Origin of the sequence: Salmonella sp. NW722 (assembly GCF_051702785.1) — a bacterium.
Lineage (GTDB): Bacteria > Pseudomonadota > Gammaproteobacteria > Enterobacterales > Enterobacteriaceae > Salmonella > Salmonella enterica.
On record NZ_JAMMIN010000012.1, the window covers coordinates 20,889 to 46,056 of the forward strand.

General features: G+C 53.8%; 25 protein-coding genes and 1 riboswitch. Of the genes, 19 read left to right on the forward strand and 6 right to left on the reverse strand.

Going from position 1 to position 25,168, the window contains the following annotated elements; genetic code table 11:
- The first annotated feature begins 38 nt into the window (after positions 1-38).
- From NA330_RS21895 to hutH, 3 genes are all read left to right on the forward strand, one after another.
- Complete coding sequence (locus NA330_RS21895) at positions 39-764, forward strand: histidine utilization repressor (protein ID WP_000287410.1); 726 nt, start codon at positions 39-41, stop codon at positions 762-764.
- 196 nt (positions 765-960) lie between these two features.
- Entirely contained in the window at positions 961-2,646 is a 1,686-nt protein-coding gene (gene hutU / locus NA330_RS21900) for a urocanate hydratase (RefSeq protein WP_001115217.1), read from the forward strand.
- A gap of 1 nt (position 2,647) precedes the next feature.
- A complete protein-coding gene (gene hutH, locus NA330_RS21905) occupies positions 2,648-4,168 on the forward strand; it encodes a histidine ammonia-lyase (protein ID WP_023242030.1) in 1,521 nt (506 codons plus the stop codon).
- 84 nt (positions 4,169-4,252) lie between these two features.
- On the opposite strand, the gene NA330_RS21910 is transcribed toward hutH, so the two are convergent.
- Both NA330_RS21910 and bioA read right to left on the reverse strand, forming a co-directional pair.
- Positions 4,253-4,729 carry a kinase inhibitor gene (locus NA330_RS21910; protein WP_000767403.1) on the reverse strand — a complete coding sequence of 159 codons (477 nt, stop codon included), beginning with the start codon at positions 4,727-4,729 and terminating at the stop codon, positions 4,253-4,255.
- 57 nt (positions 4,730-4,786) lie between these two features.
- Positions 4,787-6,076 (reverse strand): adenosylmethionine--8-amino-7-oxononanoate transaminase, encoded by a 1,290-nt coding sequence (bioA, locus tag NA330_RS21915; protein ID WP_023242031.1) that lies wholly within the window; start codon positions 6,074-6,076, stop codon positions 4,787-4,789.
- An 86-nt stretch (positions 6,077-6,162) separates the two neighbouring features.
- Here bioA and bioB point away from each other — a divergent pair, with 86 nt between their 5' ends.
- The 7 genes from bioB to slrP all read left to right on the forward strand — a co-directional run bounded on the left by bioB (position 6,163) and on the right by slrP (position 15,200).
- Entirely contained in the window at positions 6,163-7,203 is a 1,041-nt protein-coding gene (gene bioB / locus NA330_RS21920) for a biotin synthase BioB (protein WP_000090727.1), read from the forward strand.
- Positions 7,200-8,357 carry an 8-amino-7-oxononanoate synthase gene (gene bioF / locus NA330_RS21925; RefSeq protein ID WP_023242032.1) on the forward strand — a complete coding sequence of 386 codons (1,158 nt, stop codon included), beginning with the start codon at positions 7,200-7,202 and terminating at the stop codon, positions 8,355-8,357. Before bioB ends, bioF begins: the two co-directional genes overlap by 4 nt.
- Entirely contained in the window at positions 8,341-9,096 is a 756-nt protein-coding gene (bioC, locus tag NA330_RS21930) for a malonyl-ACP O-methyltransferase BioC (RefSeq protein ID WP_023242033.1), read from the forward strand. Before bioF ends, bioC begins: the two co-directional genes overlap by 17 nt.
- The gene (gene bioD, locus NA330_RS21935) at positions 9,089-9,775 is read left to right on the forward strand and encodes a dethiobiotin synthase (protein ID WP_017441924.1); all 687 of its coding nucleotides are present in this window, start codon (positions 9,089-9,091) and stop codon (positions 9,773-9,775) included. The genes bioC and bioD overlap by 8 nt, the downstream gene beginning before the upstream one ends.
- A 650-nt stretch (positions 9,776-10,425) precedes the next feature.
- On the forward strand, positions 10,426-12,447 hold the full coding sequence (gene uvrB / locus NA330_RS21940) for an excinuclease ABC subunit UvrB (protein ID WP_000042502.1): 2,022 nt from the start codon (positions 10,426-10,428) through the stop codon (positions 12,445-12,447).
- 307 nt (positions 12,448-12,754) lie between these two features.
- Complete coding sequence (locus NA330_RS21945) at positions 12,755-12,928, forward strand: hypothetical protein (RefSeq protein ID WP_001648458.1); 174 nt, start codon at positions 12,755-12,757, stop codon at positions 12,926-12,928.
- A gap of 7 nt (positions 12,929-12,935) precedes the next feature.
- Positions 12,936-15,200: an SPI-1 type III secretion system effector E3 ubiquitin transferase SlrP gene (gene slrP / locus NA330_RS21950; RefSeq protein ID WP_023242034.1), complete on the forward strand. Its 2,265-nt coding sequence runs from the start codon at positions 12,936-12,938 to the stop codon at positions 15,198-15,200.
- Positions 15,201-15,294: 94 nt separating this feature from the next.
- Here the strand turns inward: slrP and yvcK are convergent, their stop codons facing one another.
- Complete coding sequence (gene yvcK, locus NA330_RS21955) at positions 15,295-16,203, reverse strand: uridine diphosphate-N-acetylglucosamine-binding protein YvcK (protein ID WP_001246033.1); 909 nt, start codon at positions 16,201-16,203, stop codon at positions 15,295-15,297.
- A gap of 264 nt (positions 16,204-16,467) precedes the next feature.
- Positions 16,468-16,612: riboswitch (molybdenum cofactor riboswitch) on the forward strand.
- On the opposite strand from yvcK, the gene moaA reads away from it, so the two are divergent.
- From moaA to NA330_RS22000, 9 genes are all read left to right on the forward strand, one after another.
- The gene (gene moaA / locus NA330_RS21960) at positions 16,600-17,589 is read left to right on the forward strand and encodes a GTP 3',8-cyclase MoaA (RefSeq protein WP_000168180.1); all 990 of its coding nucleotides are present in this window, start codon (positions 16,600-16,602) and stop codon (positions 17,587-17,589) included. It overlaps the preceding riboswitch by 13 nt.
- Before the next feature lie 21 nt (positions 17,590-17,610).
- On the forward strand, positions 17,611-18,123 hold the full coding sequence (gene moaB / locus NA330_RS21965) for a molybdenum cofactor biosynthesis protein B (RefSeq protein WP_000084604.1): 513 nt from the start codon (positions 17,611-17,613) through the stop codon (positions 18,121-18,123).
- Between the two features lie 2 nt (positions 18,124-18,125).
- On the forward strand, positions 18,126-18,611 hold the full coding sequence (gene moaC, locus NA330_RS21970) for a cyclic pyranopterin monophosphate synthase MoaC (protein ID WP_000080894.1): 486 nt from the start codon (positions 18,126-18,128) through the stop codon (positions 18,609-18,611).
- The gene (moaD, locus tag NA330_RS21975) at positions 18,604-18,849 is read left to right on the forward strand and encodes a molybdopterin synthase sulfur carrier subunit (protein ID WP_000598599.1); all 246 of its coding nucleotides are present in this window, start codon (positions 18,604-18,606) and stop codon (positions 18,847-18,849) included. The genes moaC and moaD overlap by 8 nt, the downstream gene beginning before the upstream one ends.
- Position 18,850: 1 nt before the next feature.
- Positions 18,851-19,303 (forward strand): molybdopterin synthase catalytic subunit MoaE, encoded by a 453-nt coding sequence (gene moaE / locus NA330_RS21980; protein ID WP_000545205.1) that lies wholly within the window; start codon positions 18,851-18,853, stop codon positions 19,301-19,303.
- A gap of 47 nt (positions 19,304-19,350) precedes the next feature.
- A complete protein-coding gene (locus tag NA330_RS21985) occupies positions 19,351-20,055 on the forward strand; it encodes a Bax inhibitor-1/YccA family protein (protein WP_000373611.1) in 705 nt (234 codons plus the stop codon).
- A gap of 146 nt (positions 20,056-20,201) precedes the next feature.
- A complete protein-coding gene (locus NA330_RS21990; protein WP_023242035.1) occupies positions 20,202-20,909 on the forward strand; it encodes a Bax inhibitor-1 family protein in 708 nt (235 codons plus the stop codon).
- A gap of 23 nt (positions 20,910-20,932) precedes the next feature.
- On the forward strand, positions 20,933-21,541 hold the full coding sequence (locus tag NA330_RS21995) for a hypothetical protein (protein ID WP_077943784.1): 609 nt from the start codon (positions 20,933-20,935) through the stop codon (positions 21,539-21,541).
- 7 nt (positions 21,542-21,548) lie between these two features.
- Positions 21,549-22,109, forward strand: a complete 561-nt coding sequence (locus NA330_RS22000; protein WP_023206964.1) for a hypothetical protein — start codon at positions 21,549-21,551, stop codon at positions 22,107-22,109.
- A gap of 2 nt (positions 22,110-22,111) precedes the next feature.
- Here NA330_RS22000 and NA330_RS22005 read toward each other — a convergent pair whose 3' ends face one another.
- From NA330_RS22005 to NA330_RS22015, 3 genes are read right to left on the reverse strand one after another with little or no spacing between them, the layout of a single operon-like run.
- Positions 22,112-23,074, reverse strand: coding sequence for a lysylphosphatidylglycerol synthase transmembrane domain-containing protein (locus NA330_RS22005; RefSeq protein WP_023242037.1), 963 nt, complete (start codon positions 23,072-23,074; stop codon positions 22,112-22,114).
- A complete protein-coding gene (clsB, locus tag NA330_RS22010; RefSeq protein ID WP_000649639.1) occupies positions 23,074-24,315 on the reverse strand; it encodes a cardiolipin synthase ClsB in 1,242 nt (413 codons plus the stop codon). Before clsB ends, NA330_RS22005 begins: the two co-directional genes overlap by 1 nt.
- Complete coding sequence (locus tag NA330_RS22015) at positions 24,312-25,070, reverse strand: endonuclease/exonuclease/phosphatase family protein (protein WP_000192039.1); 759 nt, start codon at positions 25,068-25,070, stop codon at positions 24,312-24,314. The genes clsB and NA330_RS22015 overlap by 4 nt, the downstream gene beginning before the upstream one ends.
- Positions 25,071-25,168 lie beyond the last annotated feature (98 nt).

The following is a 25,168-nucleotide window of genomic DNA, read 5'->3' on the forward strand; positions in this document are numbered from 1 at the left end:
ATCCGGAAAACACTCTCCGCATAAGGAAGGCTTCACGCATGTATTCATCCCGCTCCCGTTCTGCGCCTGCGCCTTTTTACGAAACGGTGAAACAGGACATCTGTAAAAAAATAGCCGGCGGCGTCTGGCAGCCGCACGATCGCATTCCGTCGGAAGCTGAACTGGTCGCTCAGTATGGCTTTAGCCGAATGACCATCAACCGGGCGCTGCGTGAGCTGACGGATGAAGGGTGGCTGGTGCGTTTACAGGGCGTGGGGACGTTTGTCGCCGAACCGAAAGGCCAGTCCGCGCTGTTTGAAGTCCGCAGTATCGCCGAGGAGATTGCCGCCCGCCATCATCAGCATCGTTGTGAGGTGCTCACGCTGGAGCGTGTGCGGGCAAACGCCATCCAGGCCAGCGCTCTCAACGTCAATGAGAGCGATGTCATTTTCCATTCCATCATGGTGCATTATGAAAACGATCTGCCGGTACAAATTGAAGATCGCTGCGTGAATGCGGATATTGCCGTGGATTACCTGACGCAGGATTACCGTCAGACCACGCCGCACGCTTATTTGTCGCGGATCGCGCCGCTAACGGAAGGGGAACATATTGTGGAGGCGGTGCGCGCCACGGCGCAAGAGTGCGCGTGGTTAACTATCAAAGAGCATGAGCCCTGTCTGCTCATTCGTCGTACAACCTGGTCCGCGTCGCGGATTGTTTCTCACGCCCGTTTACTTTTCCCCGGGTCGCGCTACCGGCTACAGGGACGATTTATCTCCTGAGCGGGCCGCTGCCGGAAAACGTGATTGCTGACACAATATAACAAAATTGTATCATTTTTGTTAATTCTATTCTTGTGCTTACTTGTATAGACAAGTATATGTCTGATTCTTATCTGTGGGTCTGCGGCGGTGCCTGATAGTGGCGTTTTAGCGTTATTTGGCGATAGCAGACCGATAATAATGAGGAGTCATTGCTATGCCTGAAAGCAAGTATCGTCAGCAGACTATCCGCGCGCCCCGAGGCACGGTATTAACGGCGAAAAGCTGGCTGACAGAAGCCCCGCTGCGGATGTTAATGAATAATCTCGATCCTGACGTGGCGGAAAATCCGCATGAGCTGGTGGTCTACGGCGGGATTGGTCGCGCCGCGCGCAACTGGGAATGCTATGACGCTATTGTTGATGCGCTCACCCGGCTGGAGGCGGACGAAACGTTGCTTATTCAGTCTGGCAAACCGGTCGGCGTATTTAAAACGCACGACAACGCGCCGCGGGTATTAATCGCCAACTCCAACCTGGTTCCCCACTGGGCGACATGGGAACACTTTAACGAACTGGATGCGAAAGGGCTGGCGATGTACGGTCAAATGACGGCCGGAAGCTGGATCTATATCGGCAGCCAGGGAATCGTGCAGGGAACATACGAAACCTTTGTCGAGGCGGGGCGTCAGCACTATAACGGCACGCTGGCGGGACGCTGGGTGCTGACCGCCGGACTGGGCGGCATGGGCGGCGCGCAACCGCTAGCCGCGACGCTGGCCGGAGCGTGTTCGCTGACGATTGAATGCCAGCAAAGCCGTATCGATTTTCGTCTGCGTACTCGCTACGTGGATGAGCAGGCCGCCACGCTGGATGACGCGCTGGCCCGCATTACGCGCTACACCCGCGAGGGGAAAGCCGTGTCCGTCGCCCTGTGCGCGAACGCGGCGGATATCCTGCCGGAACTGGTTAATCGCGGCGTGCGCCCGGACCTGGTGACCGATCAGACCAGCGCCCACGATCCGCTACATGGCTATTTACCCTCCGGCTGGCGCTGGGAGGAGTATCAGAAAAACGCGCAATCCGATCCCCACGGGACGATGCAGGCAGCGAAACGTTCCATGGCGGCGCATGTTCGGGCGATGCTGGCGTTCAGTCAAATGGGCGTGCCGACCTTTGACTATGGCAACAATATTCGCCAGATGGCGAAAGAGATGGGGGTGGAAAACGCCTTTGATTTTCCGGGATTTGTGCCAGCCTATATTCGTCCGCTGTTCTGTCGTGGCATCGGGCCGTTTCGCTGGGTGGCGCTGTCCGGCGATCCGCAGGATATCTATAAAACCGATGCCAAAGTCAAAGAGATAGTGGCTGAGGATAAACATCTGCATCACTGGCTGGATATGGCGCGCGAGCGCATTCATTTTCAGGGGTTACCGGCGCGTATCTGCTGGGTAGGCCTGGAGTGGCGGCAAAAACTGGGGCTGGCGTTCAACGAAATGGTGCGTTGCGGCGAGGTATCCGCGCCCATTGTGATTGGCCGCGATCACCTGGATTCCGGTTCCGTCGCCAGCCCTAACCGTGAAACCGAAGCGATGCGCGACGGCTCTGACGCGGTTTCCGACTGGCCGCTGTTAAATGCGTTGCTGAATACCGCCAGCGGGGCGACATGGGTATCGCTCCATCATGGCGGCGGGGTGGGAATGGGGTTTTCGCAACACGCCGGTATGGTGATTGTCTGTGATGGCACTGACGAGGCCGCCGCGCGTATTCGCCGCGTGTTACACAATGATCCGGCGACGGGCGTCATGCGCCATGCCGATGCCGGATATGATCTCGCGGTGGAATGCGCTGTTGAGCAAGGTCTGAATTTACCGATGGTTGCGGCGACGCAGGGGAAAGGCTGATATGAACACCATGACACTCACTCCGGGGCAGCTAAGCCTCTCTCAACTGTACGATGTCTGGCGTCATCCGGTACAGCTTCGGCTGGACGCCAGCGCCATTGACGGCATTAACGCCAGCGTCGCGTGCGTCAATGATATCGTTGCCGAAGGGCGTACCGCCTACGGCATCAACACCGGTTTCGGCCTGCTGGCGCAGACGCGCATCGCTGATGAAGACTTGCAAAATCTACAGCGATCGTTGGTGTTGTCTCACGCCGCGGGCGTAGGCGACCCACTGGATGACGCGATGGTGCGTCTGATTATGGTATTGAAAATCAATAGCCTGGCGCGCGGGTTTTCCGGGATTCGGTTGAGCGTGATAGAGGCGCTCATCGCTCTGGTGAATGCCGGCGTGTATCCGCTGATTCCGGCAAAAGGCTCGGTTGGCGCGTCGGGCGACTTAGCGCCGCTGGCGCATCTGTCGCTGACGCTGCTTGGCGAAGGAAAAGCGCGCTGGCAGGGCGAATGGCTTCCGGCGCAGACGGCGCTAAAAAAGGCCGGACTGGAGCCTGTCGCGCTGGCGGCCAAAGAGGGGCTGGCGCTGCTTAACGGCACCCAGGCGTCAACGGCCTTCGCGCTGCGCGGTTTGTTTGAGGCACAGGAGTTATTTGCCTCCGCCGTCGTCTGCGGCGCGCTGACCACCGAAGCCGTACTGGGATCGCGCCGTCCTTTTGATGCGCGCATTCATGCCGCGCGCGGACAACAGGGGCAAATTGACGTCGCGCGGTTGTTCCGGCATCTGCTGACCGATACCAGTGCTATTGCTGAATCACATCACCACTGTCATAAAGTTCAGGACCCGTATTCCCTTCGCTGCCAGCCGCAGGTAATGGGCGCTTGTCTGACCCAGTTACGTCAGACGAAAGAGGTACTGCTGGCTGAAGCCAACGCGGTATCCGATAATCCGCTGGTCTTTGCCGATGCGGGGGAGGTGATCTCCGGCGGTAACTTCCATGCTGAACCGGTTGCCATGGCGGCGGATAATCTGGCGCTGGCGATAGCGGAAATCGGCGCGCTATCGGAGCGGCGCATCGCGCTGATGATGGATAAACATATGTCGCAGTTACCGCCGTTCCTGGTAAAAAATGGCGGCGTTAATTCCGGTTTTATGATTGCCCAGGTCACCGCCGCGGCGCTCGCCAGCGAGAATAAAGCGCTGGCGCACCCGCACAGCGTGGATAGCCTGCCGACCTCGGCGAATCAGGAAGATCATGTCTCAATGGCCCCGGCGGCAGGACGGCGACTCTGGGAAATGGCGGCGAATACCCGCGGCATCATTGCCGTGGAGTGGCTGGCGGCCTGTCAGGGGATAGATTTACGGGAAGGGTTAACCTCCAGCTCGTTACTGGAACAGGCGCGGCAGACACTGCGCGAGCGGGTGGCGCACTATACGCAGGATCGTTTTTTCGCGCCCGATATTGAGTGTGCGACGGCGCTGCTGGCGCAAGGCGCGTTACAGCGTCTGGTGCCGGACTTTATGTGAATGCTGCCGGATGGCGCGGCGTTTATTCGGCTTACCCAACCCGTTGGCAGGGTAAGACGTTTACGCCGCCATCCGGCACAGCGTTTAACTGAACATCGCCGTGATCGAGGCGCTGGCGAGCGAATGGAAATGCACGTTAAAGCCGACCATCGCGCCGCTGGCGTCTTCATCAACATCAAGACGCTCGACGTCCAGCGCGTGAACCGTAAAGATATAGCGGTGCGTTTCCCCTTTAGGCGGCGCCGCGCCGCCGTAGCCCGCTTTACCGAAATCGGTACGCGTCTGAATGACGCCGTCTGGTACGGCCACCAGGCCTGAGCCGAACCCCTGGGTCAGTACGCGCGTATCCGCCGGGAGGTTCACCACCACCCAGTGCCACCAGCCGGAGCCGGTCGGCGCATCGGGATCGTAACAGGTCACGACAAAACTTTTGGTGCCCATCGGCACGTCGTCCCAGGCCAGATGCGGCGAAATATTATCGCCATCATAGCCCATACCGTTAAAAACGTGGCGATGAGGAAGTTTATCTCCATCGCGCAAATCGTTGCTGATAAGTTTCATGCGCTCTCCTTTTGACTCACCAGAAGTGTAGCCAGAAGCAGCATCGCTTACCGCTGATTAATGGCTAAAAAATGTTTCATTGTGTACCGCGTCATTGACCGCCTGGGTCAAACGGCGCAGTTGATCCGGACGAATAATGTAGGGCGGCATCAGGTAGATTAGCTTGCCGAACGGCCTGATCCAGACGCCTTGCCCGACGAAGAAGCGTTGAAGCGCCGCCATATTGACCGGATGCGTGGTTTCAACCACCCCAATCGCGCCCAACACCCGCACATCCGCCACCCAGGGCGAACTTTGCGCGGGGGCTAACTCAGCGCGTAACTGAGACTCGATAGACGCCACCTGCTGACGCCATTCGCCGCTTTCCAGCAGCGTCAGGCTGGCGCAGGCGACGGCGCAGGCCAGCGGATTCCCCATAAACGTCGGGCCATGCATAAAACATCCCGCCTCGCCGTTGCTAATAGTCTCTGCAACCTGGCGTGTCGTGAGCGTTGCCGAGAGGGTCATGGTGCCGCCGGTTAAGGCTTTGCCAAGACACAGAATATCCGGTGCGATCCCGGCATGCTCGCAGGCGAACAGTTTGCCGGTACGGCCAAACCCGGTGGCTATTTCATCGGCAATCAGCAGAATGCCTTCGCGATCGCACATGTTACGAATACGCCTGAGCCATTGTGGATGATATATGCGCATCCCGCCCGCGCCCTGAACGATAGGTTCCAGAATCACGGCGGCTATTTCATGGCGATGCGCGGCCATCAGGTGGGCAAATGGCGCGATGTCGCTTTCATCCCATTCGCCATCCATCCGGCTTTGCGGCGCCGGCGCGAACAGGTTTTCCGGCAGATAGCCTTTCCACAGGCTGTGCATGGAGTTATCCGGATCGCACACCGACATCGCGCCGAACGTGTCGCCATGATAACCGTGGCGAAACGTCAGAAAACGCTGACGCGATTCGCCCCGCGCCTGCCAGTACTGCAGCGCCATCTTCATGGCCACTTCTACCGACACCGAACCGGAGTCGGCCAGAAAGACACACTCCAGCGGTTCAGGCGTTATCGCGACCAGCTTACGGCACAGATTCACCGCAGGTTGATGGGTTATGCCGCCGAACATGACATGCGACATGGCGTCAATTTGCGCTTTCATCGCCGCGTTCAATTGCGGGTGGTTATAACCATGAATGGCCGCCCACCAGGAGGACATCCCCTCAATCAGGCGTTCGCCCGAGGCGAGAACCAACTCGCAGCCTTCGGCCCGCTCAACGGGATATACCGGCAGCGGCGAGGTCATGGAAGTGTAAGGATGCCAAATATGGCGTTTATCGAAGGCCAGATCGTCCGTTGTCATAATCGACTTGTAAACCAAATTAAAAAGATTTAGGTTTACGAGTCTACACCATATCAAAAACAAACAACATATTTTGGAGAAGCCCGATGGCTCGCCACCCACGCTGGACACTGTCGCAAGTAACCGAATTATTTGAAAAACCACTGCTGGAATTGCTGTTTGAAGCGCAGCAAATTCATCGCCAGCATTTCGATCCGCAGCAGGTACAGGTTAGTACGCTGCTGTCGATCAAAACCGGCGCCTGCCCGGAGGATTGTAAATACTGCCCGCAGAGCTCGCGCTATAAAACCGGGCTGGAAGCCGAGCGTTTAATGGAGGTAGAGCAGGTACTGGACTCCGCCCGTAAAGCGAAAAACGCCGGTTCGACCCGCTTCTGTATGGGGGCGGCCTGGAAGAATCCGCATGAACGCGATATGCCTTATCTGGAGCAGATTGTACAGGGCGTCAAAGCGATGGGGCTGGAAACCTGTATGACGCTCGGCATGTTGAACGAGAGCCAGGCGCAGCGTCTGGCTAACGCCGGGCTGGATTACTACAACCACAACCTCGATACCTCGCCGGAGTTTTACGGCAATATCATCACTACCCGTACCTATCAGGAGCGCCTCGACACGCTGGAAAAAGTCCGTGAAGCAGGGATTAAAGTGTGCTCCGGCGGCATTGTGGGTCTGGGCGAAACGGTTACCGATCGCGCCGGACTGTTGTTGCAGTTGGCGAACCTGCCGACGCCGCCGGAAAGCGTGCCAATTAACATGCTGGTGAAGGTGAAAGGCACGCCGCTTGCGGATAACGATGACGTGGATGCGTTTGATTTTATTCGTACTATCGCCGTAGCGCGCATCATGATGCCGACCTCATACGTGCGTCTTTCCGCAGGACGTGAACAGATGAACGAGCAGACCCAGGCGATGTGCTTTATGGCCGGGGCGAACTCGATTTTCTATGGCTGCAAATTGTTAACTACGCCAAATCCGGCAGAGGACAAGGATCTGCAGTTATTCCGTAAGCTGGGGCTGAATCCGCAGCAGACCAGGGTGCTGGCGGGCGATAACGAGCAGCAGCAACGTCTGGAGCAGACGCTGATGACGCCTGACACCGATGATTATTACAACGCGGCAGCCTTATGAGTTGGCAACAACGCGTCGACGATGCGCTGACGGCGCGTCGGGCGACGGATACGTTGCGCCGCCGCTATGTGGTGTCGCAGGGCGCCGGACGCTGGCTGGTAGCGAACGGGCGACAGTATCTTAACTTCTCCAGCAATGATTACCTCGGCTTAAGTCAACACCCGCAGATTATTCGCGCCTGGCAACAGGCAGCGATACGTTTTGGCGTCGGCAGCGGCGGGTCGGGTCATATCAGCGGTTATTCCGTGGCGCACCAGGCGTTAGAGGAGGAACTGGCGCAATGGTTAGGATATCCACGCGCGCTGCTGTTTATCTCTGGCTTTGCGGCGAATCAGGCGGTCATTACCGCCTTAATGAAAAAAAATGACCGGATTGTGGCCGACAGGTTGAGTCATGCTTCCCTGCTGGAGGCCGCTAATCTGAGTCCGGCGCAGCTTCGCCGCTTTATCCATAACGATACGCAGCATCTGTCGCGTTTACTGCAATCGCCCTGCGTGGGCCAGCAACTGGTGGTGACAGAAGGTGTATACAGCATGGACGGCGACAGCGCGCCGCTGGCGGAAATCCAGCACATTGCCCGCAGGCATCATGCCTGGCTGTTGGTTGATGATGCGCACGGCATCGGCGTGACTGGCGATGAGGGGCGGGGCACCTGCTGGCAACGGGGGGTGAAGCCTGAGTTGCTGGTGGTGACTTTCGGTAAGGGGTTTGGCGTCAGCGGCGCTGCGGTGCTCTGCTCGGAAAGCGTCGCGGATTATCTGCTGCAATTTGCCCGTCATCTGGTTTACAGCACCAGTATGCCGCCCGCCCAGGCGCAGGCGTTAAGCGCCTCGCTGGCGGTGATCCGTAGCGATGAAGGTGGTGAACGGCGCGAAAAACTCGCCGCTCTGGTTCAGCGCTTTCGGGCCGGCGTTAACGCGTCCCGGTTTACGCTACTAAATGCCCATAGCGCCATCCAGCCGTTAATCGTGGGCGATAACAGCCGTGCATTACGCCTGGCGGAGGCACTGCGTCAACAAGGATGCTGGGCGACGGCGATTCGCCCGCCGACGGTGCCTGTCGGCACGGCGCGCCTGCGCTTAACGTTAACGCAGGCGCATGAAGCGTGTGATATCGACCGTCTGCTGGAGGTGCTGCATGGCGCAGGTGAATAAGCAGGCTATTGCGGCGGCGTTTGGCCGGGCCGCATCGCAATATGAACAGCACGCCTCTTTGCAGCAACACAGCGCGGATGCGCTGCTGACGCTGTTGGCAGGCCGCCAGTTTGCCAGTGTGTTGGACGCAGGCTGCGGCCCCGGACGTATGAGTCGTTACTGGCGAGAGCGGGGGAGCGAAGTGACCGCCCTGGATCTTTCGCTGCCGATGCTGCAACAGGCTCGCGATCGTCAGGCGGCGCATCACTATTTGCTGGCGGATATCGAAGCGATTCCCCATGACGCCGAAGTTTTTGACCTGGCCTGGAGCAACCTGGCGGTCCAGTGGTGTGGCGATTTACGTGATGCGTTGAGCGAGTTGTATCGGGTTGTACGGCCCGGCGGCGTGGTGGCGTTTACCACCTTGTGCCAGGGGTCGTTGCCGGAGCTGCGTCAGGCATGGCAGGCCGTCGATAATCGCGCTCACGCGAATAGCTTTTTGCCGGAAGAGGCCATTGACCACGCGCTGCGCGGCTGCCGGGCGTCTCGTCATACTCAGGCGATGACATTGTGGTTTGAGGATGCCCTGAGCGCGATGCGCTCGCTTAAAGGCATTGGCGCCACCCATCTTCATGAAGGGCGGGAGTCAGATGTATTAACCCGCGCCCGGCTTAGACAGATTCAGTTGGCATGGCCGCAGCGGCAGGGGAAATATCCGCTGACGTACCATCTTTTTATGGGAGTGATTGAACGTGACTAAACGCTATTTTGTGACCGGTACTGATACTGAAGTCGGTAAAACGGTTGCCAGTTGCGCCTTATTGCAGGCCGCAACGCAATTAGGTTATCAAACCGTAGGCTATAAGCCCGTCGCTTCCGGCAGCGAAATGACAACCGACGGGCTACGCAATGGCGATGCCCTGGCCTTGCAGCGTAACAGCAGCCTGCCGCAACCTTATTCCGCTATCAATCCTTATACTTTTGCCGAGCCTACCTCTCCCCACATCGTTAGCGCCGACGAAGGCCGGGCGATAGACGCGGCGGTATTATCACGCGGATTGCGAACGCTGGAGGCGCAGGCAGACTGGGTGTTGACAGAAGGGGCGGGCGGCTGGTTTACACCGCTCTCTGCCACGCTGACGTTTGCCGACTGGGTACAGACGGAGCAGCTGCCGGTGATTCTGGTTGTTGGCGTCAAGCTGGGCTGTATTAATCACGCCATGCTGACGGCGCTGGCGGTAGAACAGGCCGGATTACCGCTTGTCGGATGGATAGCCAACGACGTACAGCCGCCAGGCGCGCGTCATGGTGAATATCTCGCGACGCTTCGCCGCGTCATACCGGCCCCGCTGTTAGGGGAAATCCCGTGGCTGGGCGTTTCTCCATCGCAGGCGGCGACAGGACAGTATCTGGACCTTAGCCCCCTGGAACACGCCTGACCGCGCCTAAAAACCGCCTTCTTGCAGGATCAGACGATCCTGCTGTTCTTTCGCCAGACCCTCCTGACGTCGCCAGGCTAAAAATGTGCAAAATGTGAGCGTGTACGCTTCAATTTTTCCCTTCTCGTTAGCCAATAATCTGCCAAAAATAGCGATAATTTTTTTTTATCGCCCGGCGAAAACGTCAGGGGCTGATTTTGCCAGGCGGCAGGGGATACGGGCTGGAAGCAGTTATCCACTATTCCTGTGGATAACCTTGTGTATTAGAGTTAGAAAACACAACGTAAGCGAGAGGCGACGCGGCCTGCGACTAAATTGGCGCGAAAGACGGCTTGAGAAAATATCCCTTTTCAGACAGCAAGTTATATAAAATCAATGGTTGTAAAGGAAGGGGGATACGTTGACATAAAACTTTCATCATTCGACTTGACAAATGTTAAAAAAGACTCTGGTCTGGGGATAACCAGCACACTGCTGGAATTTTACCCCGCGACTGTCTATGTTTTACCTCTAAATAGCGTGGGGTATCTGCCGATAGCCATTATACACTGGAGTGTTACTGTTTTTTCATCCAGTATTTTTTATTGGCAATATTCACCGTCGAGAGTAAAATTACACCCCTGCCCGCTCACTCCTTCAGGTAGCCGCTCATGAGTAAACCGTTCAAACTGAATTCCGCTTTTAAACCTTCTGGCGATCAGCCGGACGCTATACGTCGTCTGGAAGAGGGGCTGGAGGACGGGCTGGCGCATCAGACGTTATTGGGCGTGACCGGCTCCGGGAAGACATTCACCATCGCCAACGTCATTGCGGACTTGCAGCGGCCAACGATGGTGCTTGCGCCCAATAAAACCCTGGCGGCGCAGCTCTACGGCGAAATGAAAGAGTTTTTCCCGGAAAACGCGGTGGAGTATTTCGTCTCCTACTATGACTACTATCAGCCGGAAGCGTATGTGCCAAGTTCGGATACGTTTATCGAAAAAGACGCTTCGGTAAACGAACATATTGAGCAAATGCGGTTGTCGGCAACGAAAGCGTTGCTTGAGCGACGCGATGTCGTGGTGGTGGCTTCCGTGTCCGCGATTTACGGTCTGGGCGATCCGGATCTCTACCTGAAAATGATGCTGCATCTGACGGTGGGAATGCTGATTGACCAGCGCGCGATTTTGCGTCGGCTGGCGGAATTGCAATACACCCGTAACGATCAAGCTTTTCAGCGTGGTACCTTTCGCGTGCGCGGCGAAGTGATCGACATCTTCCCGGCTGAATCTGACGACATCGCGCTACGCGTTGAGCTGTTTGATGAAGAAGTGGAACGCCTGTCGCTGTTCGACCCGTTAACCGGGCAGGTAGAGTCAACGGTGCCACGTTATACCATCTATCCCAAAACGCACTACGTGACGCCGCGCGAGCGTATTCTGCAGGCGATGGAAGAGATAAAAGATGAGCTGGCGGACAGGCGTAAGGTCTTGCTGGCAAATAATAAGCTGCTTGAAGAGCAGCGATTAAGCCAGCGCACGCAGTTCGATTTAGAGATGATGAACGAGCTGGGCTACTGCTCAGGCATTGAAAACTATTCCCGCTTTCTGTCGGGCCGCGGGCCGGGCGAACCGCCGCCAACCTTGTTCGATTATCTGCCCGCCGACGGACTGCTGGTGGTGGATGAGTCTCATGTCACCATCCCGCAGATAGGCGGCATGTACCGCGGCGACCGGGCGCGCAAAGAGACGCTGGTCGAGTATGGCTTCCGTCTGCCTTCGGCGCTGGATAACCGCCCGCTGAAGTTTGAGGAGTTTGAAGCCTTAGCGCCGCAAACTATCTATGTTTCCGCCACGCCCGGCAACTATGAGCTGGAAAAATCTGGTGATGAGGTGGTGGATCAGGTTGTGCGACCGACCGGGCTGCTGGACCCGATTATTGAAGTGCGTCCGGTGGCGACCCAGGTGGACGATCTGCTGTCCGAAATTCGTCAGCGTGCGGCCATTAATGAGCGTGTCCTTGTCACTACGCTTACCAAACGGATGGCGGAAGATTTGACCGAATATCTGGAAGAACACGGCGAGCGCGTGCGTTACCTGCACTCAGATATTGATACCGTGGAGCGCATGGAAATCATCCGCGATTTGCGTCTGGGCGAGTTTGACGTTCTGGTGGGGATTAACCTGCTGCGCGAAGGGCTGGATATGCCGGAAGTCTCGCTGGTGGCGATTCTGGACGCCGATAAAGAGGGCTTCCTGCGCTCCGAGCGCTCCCTGATTCAGACCATAGGACGCGCGGCGCGTAACGTTAATGGTAAAGCGATTCTGTATGGCGATAAAATCACGCCGTCGATGGCGAAGGCGATTGGCGAAACCGAGCGACGTCGCGAGAAGCAGCAGAAGTACAACGAAGAGCACGGTATCACTCCGCAGGGGCTGAATAAAAAAGTGGTCGACATTCTGGCGCTGGGGCAGAACATTGCGAAAACCAAAGCGAAGGGGAAAGGCAAGGGCCGTTCTACGGCAAAAGCCGGAATTGTCGAACTGGATATGACGCCGAAAGCGTTGCAGCAGAAAATTCATGAACTGGAAGGGCAAATGATGCAGCACGCGCAAAATCTGGAGTTTGAAGAAGCCGCGCAAATTCGCGACCAGTTGCACCAGTTACGCGAGTTGTTTATCGCGGCGTCCTGACAATGTGTCGATCGCCAGCGAGTCATCGTTACCATGGCTCGCTTTTGAGAATTTCAGTGCAATAGTAAGGGCTAAGTCAGTCAGGAATGAAAAACAGTGACAGGCTTTGACTAACGAGATTGTCGAAAAACTAAAAACATCAATGAGTTAGCTAGTTTAATCACAACTGAAGAAAATTAGCGTTGAGGCTGAACCCAACGCTAATTTTCCCTCTCTCCTCGGCTATGAAAAAAACGCCCCGTATTATCGGTATAGCTATCCTTATGATCGTCATTTTAATCTTATGTGAGTTCGTTGAAATCGTGTCATGGCAACAGATAACATCATCCTACTTAAAAAAGAGGTGATGGAAGCACGAGCATTTATAAGTCAAGCGCTGCAAATACTGAATGATTTGTCCGAAATAATGACGACCAGGACCTCTTATTTAAAGTTGAGAATATCCTTATCTGTTACTTTAGGTTACGTTCAGATCAGGTAGGGAAAATATGTTTAATATTACTAATATACAATCTACGGCAAGGCAGCAAAGTATTAGCAATGAGACATCAACAGAGGTGCCTTTAAAAGAAGAGATATGGAATAAAATAAGTGCCTTTTTCTCTTCAGAACATCAGGTTGAAGCACAAAGCTGCATCGCTTATCTTTGTCATCCACCTGAAACCGCCTCGCCAGAAGAGATCAAAAGCAAGTTTGAATGTTTAAGGATGTTAGCTTTCCCGGCGTATGCGGATAATATTCAGTATAGTAGAGGGGGGGCAGACCAATACTGTATTTTGAGTGAAAATAGTCAGGAAATTCTGTCTATAGTTTTTAATACAGATGGATATACCGTTGAGGGAGGGGGAAAGTCAGTCACCTATACCCGTGTGACAGAAAGCGAGCAGGCGAGTAGCGCTTCCGGCTCCAAAGATACTGTGAATTATGAGTTAATCTGGTCTGAGTGGGTAAAAGCGGCGCCAGCGGAAGAGGCAGCAAATCGTGAAGAAGCCGTACAACGGATGCGTGACTGCCTGAAAAATAATAAGACGGAACTCCGTCTGAAAATATTAGGACTTACCACTATACCCGCCTGTATTCCTGAGCAGATAACTACTCTGATACTCGATAACAATGAACTGAAAAGTTTTCCGGAAAATTTACAGGGAAATATAAAGACCCTGTATGCCAGCAGTAATCAGCTAACCAGTATCCCTGCCACGTTACCGGATACCATAAAGAAAATGGAGCTGAGCATTAACCGTATTACTGAATTACCGGAACGTTTGCCTTCAGCGCTTCAATCGCTGGATCTTTTCCATAATAAAATTAGTTCCTTACCTGAAAATCTACCTGAGGAACTTCGGTACCTGAGCGTTTATGATAACCGCATAAGGACACTGCCAGAACATCTTCCGTCAGGGATTACCCATTTGAATGTGCAGAGTAATTCGTTAACCGCTCTGCCTGAAACATTGCCGCCGGGCCTGAAGAATCTGGAGGCCGGTGAAAATGCCTTAACCAGTCTGCCCGCATCGTTACCACCAGAATTACAGTTCCTGGATGTAAGTAAAAATCAGATTACTGTTCTGCCTGAAACACTACCTCCCACGATAACAACGCTGGACGTTTCCCGTAACGCATTGAGTAATCTACCGGAAAACCTCCCGGCGGCATTACAAATAATGCAGGCCTCTCGCAATCGCCTGGTCCGTCTCCCGGAGTCGTTACCCCGTTTTCGTGGTGAGGGACCTCGACCTACAAGAATAATCGTAGAACATAATCCTTTTTCAGAACGAACGATACAGAATATGCAGCGGCTAATGTCCTCTGCGGGTTATCAGGGACCCGAGGTATTTTTTGCCATGGGCGACTTTTCAATTGTTCGGGTAACTCGACCACTGCATCAAGCTGTCCAGGGGTGGCTAACCAATCTCGAGGAGGAAGACGTCAACCAATGGCGGGCGTTTGAGACGGAAGTAAACGCGGCAGCCTTCAGCATGTTTCTGGATCGTCTTAGCGATACGCAGAACACCCGACACCCGGATTTTAAGGAACAAGTCTCCGCCTGGCTAATGCGCCTGGCTGATGATAGCACACTAAGAGAAACCGCATTTTTTATAGCGATGGATGCAACGATAAGCTGTGAAGATCGGGTCACACTGGCATACCACCAAATGCAGGAAGCGACGTTGGTTCATGATGCTGAAAGAGGCGCCTTTGATAGCCACTTAGCGGAACTGATTATGGCGGGGCGTGAAATTTTTCGGCTGGAGCAAATAGAATCGCTCGCCAGAGAAAAGGTAAAACGGCTGTTTTTTATTGACGAAGTCGAAGTATACCTGGGTTTTCAGAATCAGTTACGAGAGTCGCTGTCGCTGACAACAATGACCCAGGATATGCGGTTCTATAACGTTTCGGGTATTACTGAGTCTGACCTGGACGATGCGGAAATAAGGATAAAAATTGCTGAAAATAGGGATTTTCACAAATGGTTTGCGCTGTGGGGGCCGTGGCATAAAGTGCTGGAGCGTATAGCGCCAGAAGAGTGGCGTGAAATGATGGACAAAAGGGCTGAGTGTATTGAAACGGATGAGTATCAGAGCCGGGTCAATGCTGAACTGGAAGCGTTAGGAATAGCAGGTGATCCTGACGCAGAGCGCATGGCTGGAATGCGGATAATGGAAGAGATCAATCAGACCCTCTTTACTGAGATCATGGAGAATATATTGCTGAAAAAAGAGGTGAGCTCGCTCGTGAGCGCCTACTGGTGATAGCTGAACGCAGTTTATCAGAAGAGGGAGAGAGCCTGTTTACCCTTCGGTGTAAACAGGCTTCTGATAAGCGCAGCGTCGTCGGTAAACGGGCTTAACCCAACGCCTGTAGCGCTTTTTCCAGCGCATTGTGTAATAACTGACGATCGTGGCGATAGGGGATATCGCTGGCCTCCAGCACTTCCTGAATCACCAGCCGATCGTTCACCGCACTGACGTCAACTCGCGGCCCAACCACTACTGCGTCAATGACTTTTTTGCCAATATATTGCTCCATCATTGCCAGCTTATCGACCAGCGTTAAACTGGCGGCGGGCAGACTCAGTTCGCGACCCAGATTGCCGATATACACCATTGGCGCTGGGGTGCGCCGCAGCGCCTGCGCCAGTTCATCCAGCAGCAGGCAAGGCATCAGGCTGGTATAAAAACTGCCAGGGCCAATCAGAATCAGATCCGCGTCATTAATGGCCTGTACCGCTTCCCGCGTCGCCGGAACGTTTGGCGTTAACATGATCTCCTGCGGCGGAGTCGCTAACTGATCGATATTCACCTCGCCATAAATCTCATGCCCCTGATCGTCAATCGCCATCAGATCTACCGGTAGCTCCGACATCGGGATCAGCTGCGCGTCCACTTTAAGCAGATTACGAATTAAATTAATCGCTTCCAGAGGCCGCACGCTCAGATGATCTAACGCCTTTAACATCAAATTTCCGAGGTTATGACCAGAAAGTTCGCCATTACCGCCAAAACGGTACTCAAACATAGCGGATGCGACGCTGGGTTCGGTAATTAACTGATTCAGACAGTTGCGCATATCGCCCCAGGCGATCCCGCCTTCCGAGCGGCGAATACGGCCAGTTGACCCCCCGTTATCTGTGGTAGTCACAATGCCGGTCAGGCGCGAACCTAATGAAGAAAGCGAGGAGAGGACGCGTCCTAATCCATGCCCTCCGCCGAGGGCAACGACACGATCAAGGTCAGCCAGCGTACGATTGCGCATAAAAATTCCTGAAGTCAAATAAGCAGCGCTACAGTAGCGCAAGTCGCGGGTTTTCAGCAATTAGCCGACCGGCTAAAAGACAATTAATTATTCCCGACTACCCCTTTATAGCGAGGGCGTTACCACGGCTAAATGATATATATCAATGTAAAAGTGTGATTTTCACGTATTCTGTCGCTAAATAGCACGATCATATCGCTATGTATATGTTTATATAGCGAAAGCGTGATGGCGAAATTGTCATTTACACGCTAGTATCGGCGTAACCACAGTAAACACTCTAGCCTCTGCACCTGGGTCATTTTTGATATGGTGCTTTGGCCGTGACAACGTTTAACGTTTGCCACCAGGGCGCAGGAAGAAATGACTCCGCCTCCCGTATTTGGAAAGGTGTACATGGCTTCACAACTTACCGATGCTTTCGCGCGTAAGTTTTACTACTTGCGTTTGTCGATTACCGATGTGTGTAACTTTCGTTGCACCTACTGCCTGCCGGATGGCTACAAACCTGGCGGCGTCACTAACAACGGTTTCCTTACCGTTGATGAAATTCGTCGCGTTACGCGCGCTTTTGCCAGTCTTGGCACGGAGAAGGTGCGTCTTACCGGCGGCGAGCCTTCATTACGCCGCGATTTTACCGACATCATTGCCGCCGTGGGTGAAAATGATGCTATTCGCCAGATCGCGGTGACCACTAACGGTTATCGACTGGCGCGCGATGCCGCGAACTGGCGCGAAGCGGGGCTGACGGGCGTCAATGTTAGCGTGGATAGTCTGGATGCGCGTCAGTTCCATGCGATTACCGGTCAGGACAAATTCCGCCAGGTGATGGCGGGCATCGATGCCGCCTTTGACGCCGGTTTCGAAAAGGTGAAAGTCAACACCGTGCTGATGCGCGACGTGAATCACCATCAGTTGGATACCTTCCTTGCCTGGATTCAGCCTCGCCCCATTCAGCTACGCTTCATTGAACTTATGGAGACGGGCGAGGGGAGCGATCTCTTCCGCAAACATCATATTTCGGGTCAGGTATTGCGCGACGAGCTGATTAAGCGCGGCTGGATCCACCAGCTCCGCCAGCGTAGCGATGGCCCGGCGCAGGTTTTTTGTCATCCCGATTACGCCGGTGAGATCGGTCTCATTATGCCGTACGAAAAAGATTTCTGCGCCACCTGTAACCGCCTGCGTGTTTCGTCCGTCGGGAAGCTGCATTTATGTCTGTTTGGCGACGGCGGCGTAAGTTTACGCGACCTGTTACAGGATGATGCGCAGCAATACGCGCTTGAGGAACGTATTTCCGACGCGTTGCGGGAGAAAAAGCAGACCCACTTCCTTCATCAGAGCAATACTGGTATTACGCAAAATTTATCTTACATTGGCGGTTAATCCTTAATAAGGAGATTTCAGATGAGTCAGGTCAGCGCTGAATTTATCCCGACCCGCATCGCTATTCTTACTGTTTCCAGCCGACGCGGCGAAGAAGACGACACCTCCGGTCATTATCTGCGTGATTCGGCGCAGGAGGCCGGGCATGAAGTGGTGGCGAAAGCCATCGTTAAAGAAAACCGTTACGCGATTCGCGCCCAGGTTTCCGCCTGGATCGCCAGTGATGAGGTGCAGGTCGTATTGATAACTGGCGGGACCGGTTTGACCGAAGGCGATCAGGCGCCGGAAGCGCTGTTGCCGCTGTTCGATCGTGAAGTGGAAGGATTTGGCGAAGTGTTTCGTATGCTCTCGTTTGAAGAGATCGGCACCGCAACTCTGCAGTCGCGCGCGGTAGCTGGCGTGGCGAATAACACCTTGATTTTCGCCATGCCGGGCTCCACAAAAGCGTGCAGAACCGCATGGGAGAATATCATTGCGCCGCAGCTGGATGCCCGTACACGCCCATGTAATTTTCACCCTCATTTAAAGAAATAACGATGTCGCAATTAACCCATATAAACGCCGCAGGCGAAGCGCACATGGTGGACGTTTCCGCTAAAGCGGAAACCGTTCGTGAAGCGCGTGCGGAAGCATTCGTTACCATGCGTAGTGAAACGCTGGCGATGATTGTTGATGGCAAACACCACAAGGGCGATGTTTTCGCCACCGCCCGAATTGCCGGTATTCAGGCCGCCAAACGCACCTGGGAGCTGATCCCGCTGTGCCACCCGCTACTGCTAAGTAAAGTGGAGATTCAGCTTCAGGCCGAGCCGGAGCATAACCGCGTGCGTATTGAGTCTCTGTGCCGTCTGACCGGTAAAACCGGCGTCGAAATGGAAGCGTTAACCGCGGCGTCCGTCGCGGCGTTAACCATCTACGACATGTGCAAAGCGGTACAAAAAGATATGGTAATTGGTCCGGTGCGCCTGCTGGCGAAAAGCGGCGGCAAATCGGGGGATTTTAAGGTGGATGCGCATGATTAAAGTGCTTTTCTTCGCCCAGGTTCGCGAGCTTACAGGAACTGATGCGCTGGAGCTTCCAGCAGATTTTTCCACCGTTGAGTCGCTGCGACAGCATCTGGCGACAAAGAGCGATCGTTGGGCGCTGGCGCTGGAAGACGGTAAGCTGTTGGCGGCGGTCAACCAGACGCTGGTAAGTTTTGACCATCCGCTGACGGCGGGCGATGAAGTGGCGTTTTTCCCGCCAGTCACGGGGGGCTAACATGCACGAAACGCGAATTGTGGTCGGCCCTGCGCCGTTTAGCGTCGGGGAGGAATATTCCTGGCTGGCGGCGCGCGACGAAGACGGCGCGGTCGTCACCTTTACCGGAAAAGTGCGCAATCATAACCTGGGCGATAGCGTTAAGGCGCTGACGCTGGAGCATTATCCCGGCATGACTGAGAAAGCTCTGGCGGAGATCGTCGTTGAGGCACGTTCCCGCTGGCCGCTGGGTCGGGTCACGGTGATTCATCGCGTTGGCGAATTATGGCCGGGCGATGAGATTGTGTTTGTCGGCGTCACCAGCGCGCACCGCAGTAGCGCGTTCGACGCCGGCCAGTTCATTATGGATTATCTGAAAACCCGTGCGCCGTTCTGGAAGCGTGAAGCCACGCCGGAAGGCGATCGCTGGGTCGAAGCGCGCGACAGCGACCAGCAGTTGGCGAAACGTTGGTAGCAGAATGTGATACGCTTTAGGGTATCATTTCCACACAGGAGTTCATCATGGACAGATTTCCACGATCTGATTCAATAGTGCAGGCGCGATCCGGCCTGCAGACCTATATGGCGCAAGTGTATGGCTGGATGACGGTCGGACTGTTACTGACCGCGTTTATCGCGTGGTATGCGGCTAATACGCCAGCCGTCATGATGTTTGTCTTTTCCAGTAAGATCACTTTCTTTGGCTTAATTATTGCCCAGCTTGCGCTGGTGTTTGTTCTGTCGGGACTGGTGCATAAACTTAGCGCCGGAATGGCGACCACGCTGTTTATGCTCTATTCGGCGCTAACCGGATTGACGTTATCCAGTATTTTTATCGTTTACACCTACTCCTCTATCGCCAGCACGTTTGTGGTGACGGGGGGAATGTTTGGCGCCATGAGCCTGTACGGGTACACCACTAAACGCGATCTTAGCGGTTTCGGCAATATGCTGTTTATGGCGCTTATTGGTATCGTTCTGGCCTCGCTGGTCAATTTCTGGCTGAAGAGTGAAGCGCTGATGTGGGCGGTAACCTATATCGGGGTGGTGGTGTTTGTCGGTCTGACGGCCTATGACACGCAGAAACTGAAAAATATCGGCGAGCAAATAGATACCCGCGATAGCGCTAATCTGCGTAAATATTCGATTCTCGGCGCGTTAACGCTGTACCTGGACTTTATCAACCTGTTCCTGATGTTACTGCGTATTTTTGGTAATCGCCGCTAATTATAGCGATCTCTTAAAATCCTGGCCCTGCGCCAGGATTTTTTTTAGGACTATATTTAGGGCGAAACAGCATAAATATCTTAGAAATGTTTTCCTGCGCTTGCCATTCTTATCACCGTGATCATGTGAAGAGCGATAAATGACAAGTGGGACCTCTGGCTGCAATACGTATACGGCAAATAGCATTTATTCCCGCGACAATGTTATCCCTTACCTATTGGTATACTGCGTTGGGACTATGGTGTACCGCCGGCATTATATGGTTAACGTTGTATACTCAATTTTTGATAACTCACGTTCAACCTGTTGTTGTTTTGTGGATATCAGCACTTTTGCTTGGCCTGGGGTATGGGGCCGTTACCTGTCTTTCCCGCTTTGGCACTGTTGTCGCAACGTTGATATATATTGCCATCATTACGCTTACCGGCGTGTCATTAGCTTACCTTTTCTCAGGTGGCGCGACCATTTTCGTGATTGTTGGAATCATGTTTAGTCTTAATGCCTTATTTATTTTCTACCTGAATATCAGTTCTGGTCTATTCAGGCCGTTAATTTTTATGGTGGTAAGCGGGATCATCGCTGCGATAGTCGTCAATAGCCTGGTGGCCAGTAGCACTCTGGTCTGGATAGCCAGTGTGCTGACGGTATTAGTATGGACATTGATTACAGCACTAGAAAAATCGACACTTCATGGTTATGCCCGCATGTTATATCACAGCGAGTTTTCATCCCTGCCTCGTTGCGCTTTATTTGGCGCGCTGACGCTTTACCTTGGCATTATTAATGCTGTGGTTACGCTGTGTCGTTATATCATTTTGATGATTCTGGAAATACTACTATCTTTCAGGCCGTAGGCGTTGCAGGTTTTTTATTCAGGTTGGTGATGATGGGTATAATGAGTAAATTATGTGGCAAACAATTTTGGTTAGCGTTTTGTGAAGCTAAAGACGTCACTCGCGCCATTAAAAATGGCGGCGAGGATTTTAATCAGAAATGCCCGCCAGCGCTGATTTCTCATTTCATTACCGGAATGTCATGGGAACATTCATTACCCAATCCTGCGCCTGTTTGCGCGTTTAGTTTTATGCTTCTTGTGGGAGGTGTGTGCAGTGCGCATTTTGTTTTTGATAAGTTTATTCTATATTGGCCACTAAATATAATCATTTATTTGGGCAGTGCTATAGGTATGATGCTATGTGTTATGGCTGAGGTATGGCTTATTGCCAAGGGTTATATCCTGGGGTTGCGCCTCTGCGTTTTACTGTTTTTATTAAATATTATGCTCTGCGGTACTGGATTATTTGACGTGTTGTGCAATCAAAATAGCGAACTAAAGAGTGATCTGGTTATCGCGATTATTATGGTTGTGCTTTGCCGCTGGGTGATGAATGGCGAAACGTTTACGATGATGATTCGTTTCTGCCTGGGGCGTCGATTAGTGCGAGTCGCATTACAAAAATATCTCACCTCACAGACAAGGAAATGATAAGCCCATGAATCTGATGACGTGGCTAACAGGAAAAACACTGGCGGAGCTGGTGAAAAAAGGGCAGCTGATCCCGCCAGAGATTAAGTTACCTGTGTATCCGGCCAGCCACTACAAAAAAAACTGGTATGAACAAGGTATTCCTCACGGAGGCGTGATTGGGCTTACGGCGATCATGATGACCATGACATGGATCATCAGTATAAACATGGTTATTGCGCAGTTTGAGCTGCACAATAAAAAGCATCTGGAGCTGGTCTTCTTCCTGACCGTGGGCTATATCGCTTTTCTTACCCCGTCAAATCAGCTCCTGCTTAAAGGAAGAATGAGCGGGGTCATTATTTACCGCTATGCGCTATTGTTGGCCATTATTTCCGTTACGTTGGCAACGTTCTGTACCCTGTCATCAGTATTCATGGGCGAGTTTCACGAAGTGCTCCTGCTGCTGTTTAGCTGGTCATTGCTGCTTTTTTCCCGCTTACAGATGAATACGTCTTTTTTCTCAGCATATGTTTATTTTTACCGGATAAAACGCGTTGTGCTGGAAAGCGAAAACGCGTCTGCTTAAATTTATTTCGCCATCGCCCGCTCGTTTTTCGCCCGCAGCTTCTTCGCCCGGCTCTCCAGGATCAGGTAGCACACCAGCGCCAGCAGCAGGGGAATAAAATAGTAAAGCACGCGGTACGCGAGCAGGGCGGCGATAATCGTGCCTTGCGACGTATGTTCGCCCGCCAGCAACGCGAGGAATACGGCCTCCAGCACGCCGATGCCTGCCGGAATATGCACGATGACGCCCGCGATACTGCTCACCAGCAGTACGCCCAGCACAAAGAAATAGTTCACATCCTGACCCATCAGCAGCCAGATGATGGCGCCCATCGCCATCCAGTTCGCGCTGGAGATCGCCATCTGCGCCAGCGCGAATTTCCATGACGGCAGCACCAGTTTCTGCCCTTTAATCGTCATATGCCGCCGCTTCGCAAAGGCGCAAAACCACAGATAGACCGCGATAACCAACAATAAAACGATACCGAGAATACGTAGCGTGCCTTCATCGATATACCAGTGGTCGGGAAGCTGGACAACACCGAAGGTAAAAATGATGCCGCCAAGCAGGATATAGCCCAACCAGTTAGTGGTAATGCTGAGTGAGAAAATGCGCGTAATAGTACTGCCGGGCAACCCGAGGCGAGAGTATAGTCGGTAACGCATCCCGATCCCGCCGACCCAGGTGCTGAGCGTCAGGTTAAAGGCATAGCAGATGAACGATACCAACATCACCTGTCGCTTCGCCAGCTTATGGCCGCAATAAAGCCGTCCAAGCAGGTCGTAGCAGCCGTACAGAAGATAGCTAACGATCACCAGTCCTACAGCGCTTAAAAGCGCCGTGCGGTTATAGTCGCGGATGACGGTCCAGACATCGCCCCAGTCGACCTTTTTAGCATAAACCACCAGCAGAACGACGACCGCAATAAAAAACAGCCAGGTCAGCACTTTTTTAGCCAGCCGCCAGCGTGGATGCGATTTAGCCATTAGGGCTTCACTCCTGTATTTTCTGGATCAACGCGATCCTGGGTTTCCATTTCCGGCTGGGCAGGCGGGGGAACCTGCGCCAGATGCGGGGTATGCGCCGGTAGCCAACCGACCAGCGCCGGGAAATGGCGTAAAAAGTGGAACGCCAGCACGCTTTTGGTCAGGTTCCACCAGGTGCGTTTCGGCAGCATAGACTCATCGACCTGCTTACAATCATTCACGATGATGCCTTGTAAATTATCGCGCAGGGTCTGGTTAAAGGTACGATCGTGAATGATCAGGTTAGCTTCAAGGTTAAGCGACAGGCTGAGCGGATCGAGATTACTCGACCCTACCGTGGCCCAGTGATCGTCCATCAGCGCCACTTTGCCATGCAGCGGACGGCGTCGGTATTCATAAACCTGCACGCCGCCCTTCACCAGATAGTTATAGAGCAACCGCGCGCCGACTTTGACTATCGGCATGTCTGGTTCCCCCTGGACAATCAGTTTTACGCTCACGCCACGGCGGGCGGCTTTACGCATTGCGTGGAGCAAGCGATAGCCGGGGAAAAAATAGGCGTTAGCGATAATCACTTCACGCTTTGCCTGGGTCAGCATTTTCAGATAATGACGTTCGATATCGTCGCGGTGCTCTTCATTATCTCGCCAGACAAACAGCGCCTGCGCTTCGCCGGGGTGACGGTTTTCTTCGGCCTGGTGATGGCGCTTCCACCAGCGGCGCGCAGGGCTTTGCCCCGGCAGATTCTCGACTTCGAATTGCAGGATATCGGCCACAACAGGCCCTTCGACCCGTACCGCGTAGTCTTGTTTCGCCTGCGGGCCGTAATCCGACATATGCTCGGCGGAGTAGTTAATGCCGCCGACAAAAGCAATACGATCATCAATCACCACAATTTTGCGGTGCATTCGGCGGAAGATATTGGTTCGCAACCCCAGTAGACGCGGGCGGGGGTCGTAATAGCGAAAAATCACGCCCGCTGAGGTTAATTCGCCGACAAACGCGTCGCTGAGATCGGGAGAGCCGTAGCCGTCGAGTAATACTTCGGCTTTTACGCCGCGCTGTGCGGCTTTTAGCAGAGCGGCATGGAGTTTTTTACCCACCTCATCTTCAAACAAGATAAAGGTTTCCAGAATGATTTTTTGCTGTGCCTGAGCGATAGCCTCAAACACGGCAGGATAGAACTGGTCGCCGTTTTCCAGTAGCTGAATTTGATTACCTTCACGCCAGCCGCATTTCATAGATGGATCTCCGCGCTAAGGGGGGCATGGTCTGATAAATGTCGCCAGTTCCGCAGCGGTAGCGCCGTAGGAGAACTGGCGTTCGCATTCTTGACGTAAATACGATCGAGTCGCAGCAGCGGCATACTCACCGGGAATGTGCGCGCCGGTCGGCCATGGGCACGGGTGAATATCTCCTCCAGCCCGGCCGCATTTAACGGCGGGCCGGCCTTTTGCCGCCAGTCATTAAAGTCTCCGGCCACCAGCACCGGTTCTGATTCCGGCAAGGCATTCACCCATCCCGCCAGCATGGTTAACTGCGCCTGGCGGTGGCTCTCCCGCAGGCCGAGATGTACGCACATGACGTGGATAGGGCGGTTGAGCATGGGCGGCGTAATGCGGCAATAGAGCACGCCGCGTTTTTCGCTACCGCCGACCGAGACGTCGCGATTTTCATAATGTTCAATGGGATAGCGAGAAAGAACCGCGTTACCGTGATGGCCTTCCGGATAGACCGCATTGCGGCCATAGGCGAAATCGCTCCACATGGTGTCGGCCAAAAATTCATAGTGGGTAGTGTCCGGCCAGTTTTCGATATGCAGCGGATGTACTTCATGCGCGCCCATTACTTCTTGCAGACAGACGATATCGGCGCCGACCGTTCTGACGGCGTCGCGTAGCTCCGGCAGGATGAAGCGTTTATTAAAGGCGGTAAAACCTTTGTGCGTATTAATTGTGAGCACTTTGAATGAAAAATTTCGCGTGTGTTGAGTCATTTTCTTCCTGTCCGCGTCACTATCCTGATTGAAATAGTGTAGTCGTCGTCACAAAAAGATGCGGTCTTACGGAATTTTCCGTAAAGTTCGGTACTCTG

Bases quoted from the DNA above. Each gene is read 5' to 3' on its own strand.
- NA330_RS21895 (WP_000287410.1), top strand. From the start codon at position 39: ATGTATTCATCCCGCTCCCGTTCTGCGCCTGCGCCTTTTTACGAAACG.
- hutU (WP_001115217.1), top strand. From the start codon at position 961: ATGCCTGAAAGCAAGTATCGTCAGCAGACTATCCGCGCGCCCCGAGGC.
- hutH (WP_023242030.1), top strand. From the start codon at position 2,648: ATGAACACCATGACACTCACTCCGGGGCAGCTAAGCCTCTCTCAACTG.
- NA330_RS21910 (WP_000767403.1), bottom strand. From the start codon at position 4,729: ATGAAACTTATCAGCAACGATTTGCGCGATGGAGATAAACTTCCTCAT.
- bioA (WP_023242031.1), bottom strand. From the start codon at position 6,076: ATGACAACGGACGATCTGGCCTTCGATAAACGCCATATTTGGCATCCT.
- bioB (WP_000090727.1), top strand. From the start codon at position 6,163: ATGGCTCGCCACCCACGCTGGACACTGTCGCAAGTAACCGAATTATTT.
- bioF (WP_023242032.1), top strand. From the start codon at position 7,200: ATGAGTTGGCAACAACGCGTCGACGATGCGCTGACGGCGCGTCGGGCG.
- bioC (WP_023242033.1), top strand. From the start codon at position 8,341: ATGGCGCAGGTGAATAAGCAGGCTATTGCGGCGGCGTTTGGCCGGGCC.
- uvrB (WP_000042502.1), top strand. From the start codon at position 10,426: ATGAGTAAACCGTTCAAACTGAATTCCGCTTTTAAACCTTCTGGCGAT.
- NA330_RS21945 (WP_001648458.1), top strand. From the start codon at position 12,755: ATGGCAACAGATAACATCATCCTACTTAAAAAAGAGGTGATGGAAGCA.
- slrP (WP_023242034.1), top strand. From the start codon at position 12,936: ATGTTTAATATTACTAATATACAATCTACGGCAAGGCAGCAAAGTATT.
- yvcK (WP_001246033.1), bottom strand. From the start codon at position 16,203: ATGCGCAATCGTACGCTGGCTGACCTTGATCGTGTCGTTGCCCTCGGC.
- moaA (WP_000168180.1), top strand. From the start codon at position 16,600: ATGGCTTCACAACTTACCGATGCTTTCGCGCGTAAGTTTTACTACTTG.
- moaB (WP_000084604.1), top strand. From the start codon at position 17,611: ATGAGTCAGGTCAGCGCTGAATTTATCCCGACCCGCATCGCTATTCTT.
- moaC (WP_000080894.1), top strand. From the start codon at position 18,126: ATGTCGCAATTAACCCATATAAACGCCGCAGGCGAAGCGCACATGGTG.
- moaD (WP_000598599.1), top strand. From the start codon at position 18,604: ATGATTAAAGTGCTTTTCTTCGCCCAGGTTCGCGAGCTTACAGGAACT.
- moaE (WP_000545205.1), top strand. From the start codon at position 18,851: ATGCACGAAACGCGAATTGTGGTCGGCCCTGCGCCGTTTAGCGTCGGG.
- NA330_RS21985 (WP_000373611.1), top strand. From the start codon at position 19,351: ATGGACAGATTTCCACGATCTGATTCAATAGTGCAGGCGCGATCCGGC.
- NA330_RS22000 (WP_023206964.1), top strand. From the start codon at position 21,549: ATGAATCTGATGACGTGGCTAACAGGAAAAACACTGGCGGAGCTGGTG.
- NA330_RS22005 (WP_023242037.1), bottom strand. From the start codon at position 23,074: ATGGCTAAATCGCATCCACGCTGGCGGCTGGCTAAAAAAGTGCTGACC.
- clsB (WP_000649639.1), bottom strand. From the start codon at position 24,315: ATGAAATGCGGCTGGCGTGAAGGTAATCAAATTCAGCTACTGGAAAAC.
- NA330_RS22015 (WP_000192039.1), bottom strand. From the start codon at position 25,070: ATGACTCAACACACGCGAAATTTTTCATTCAAAGTGCTCACAATTAAT.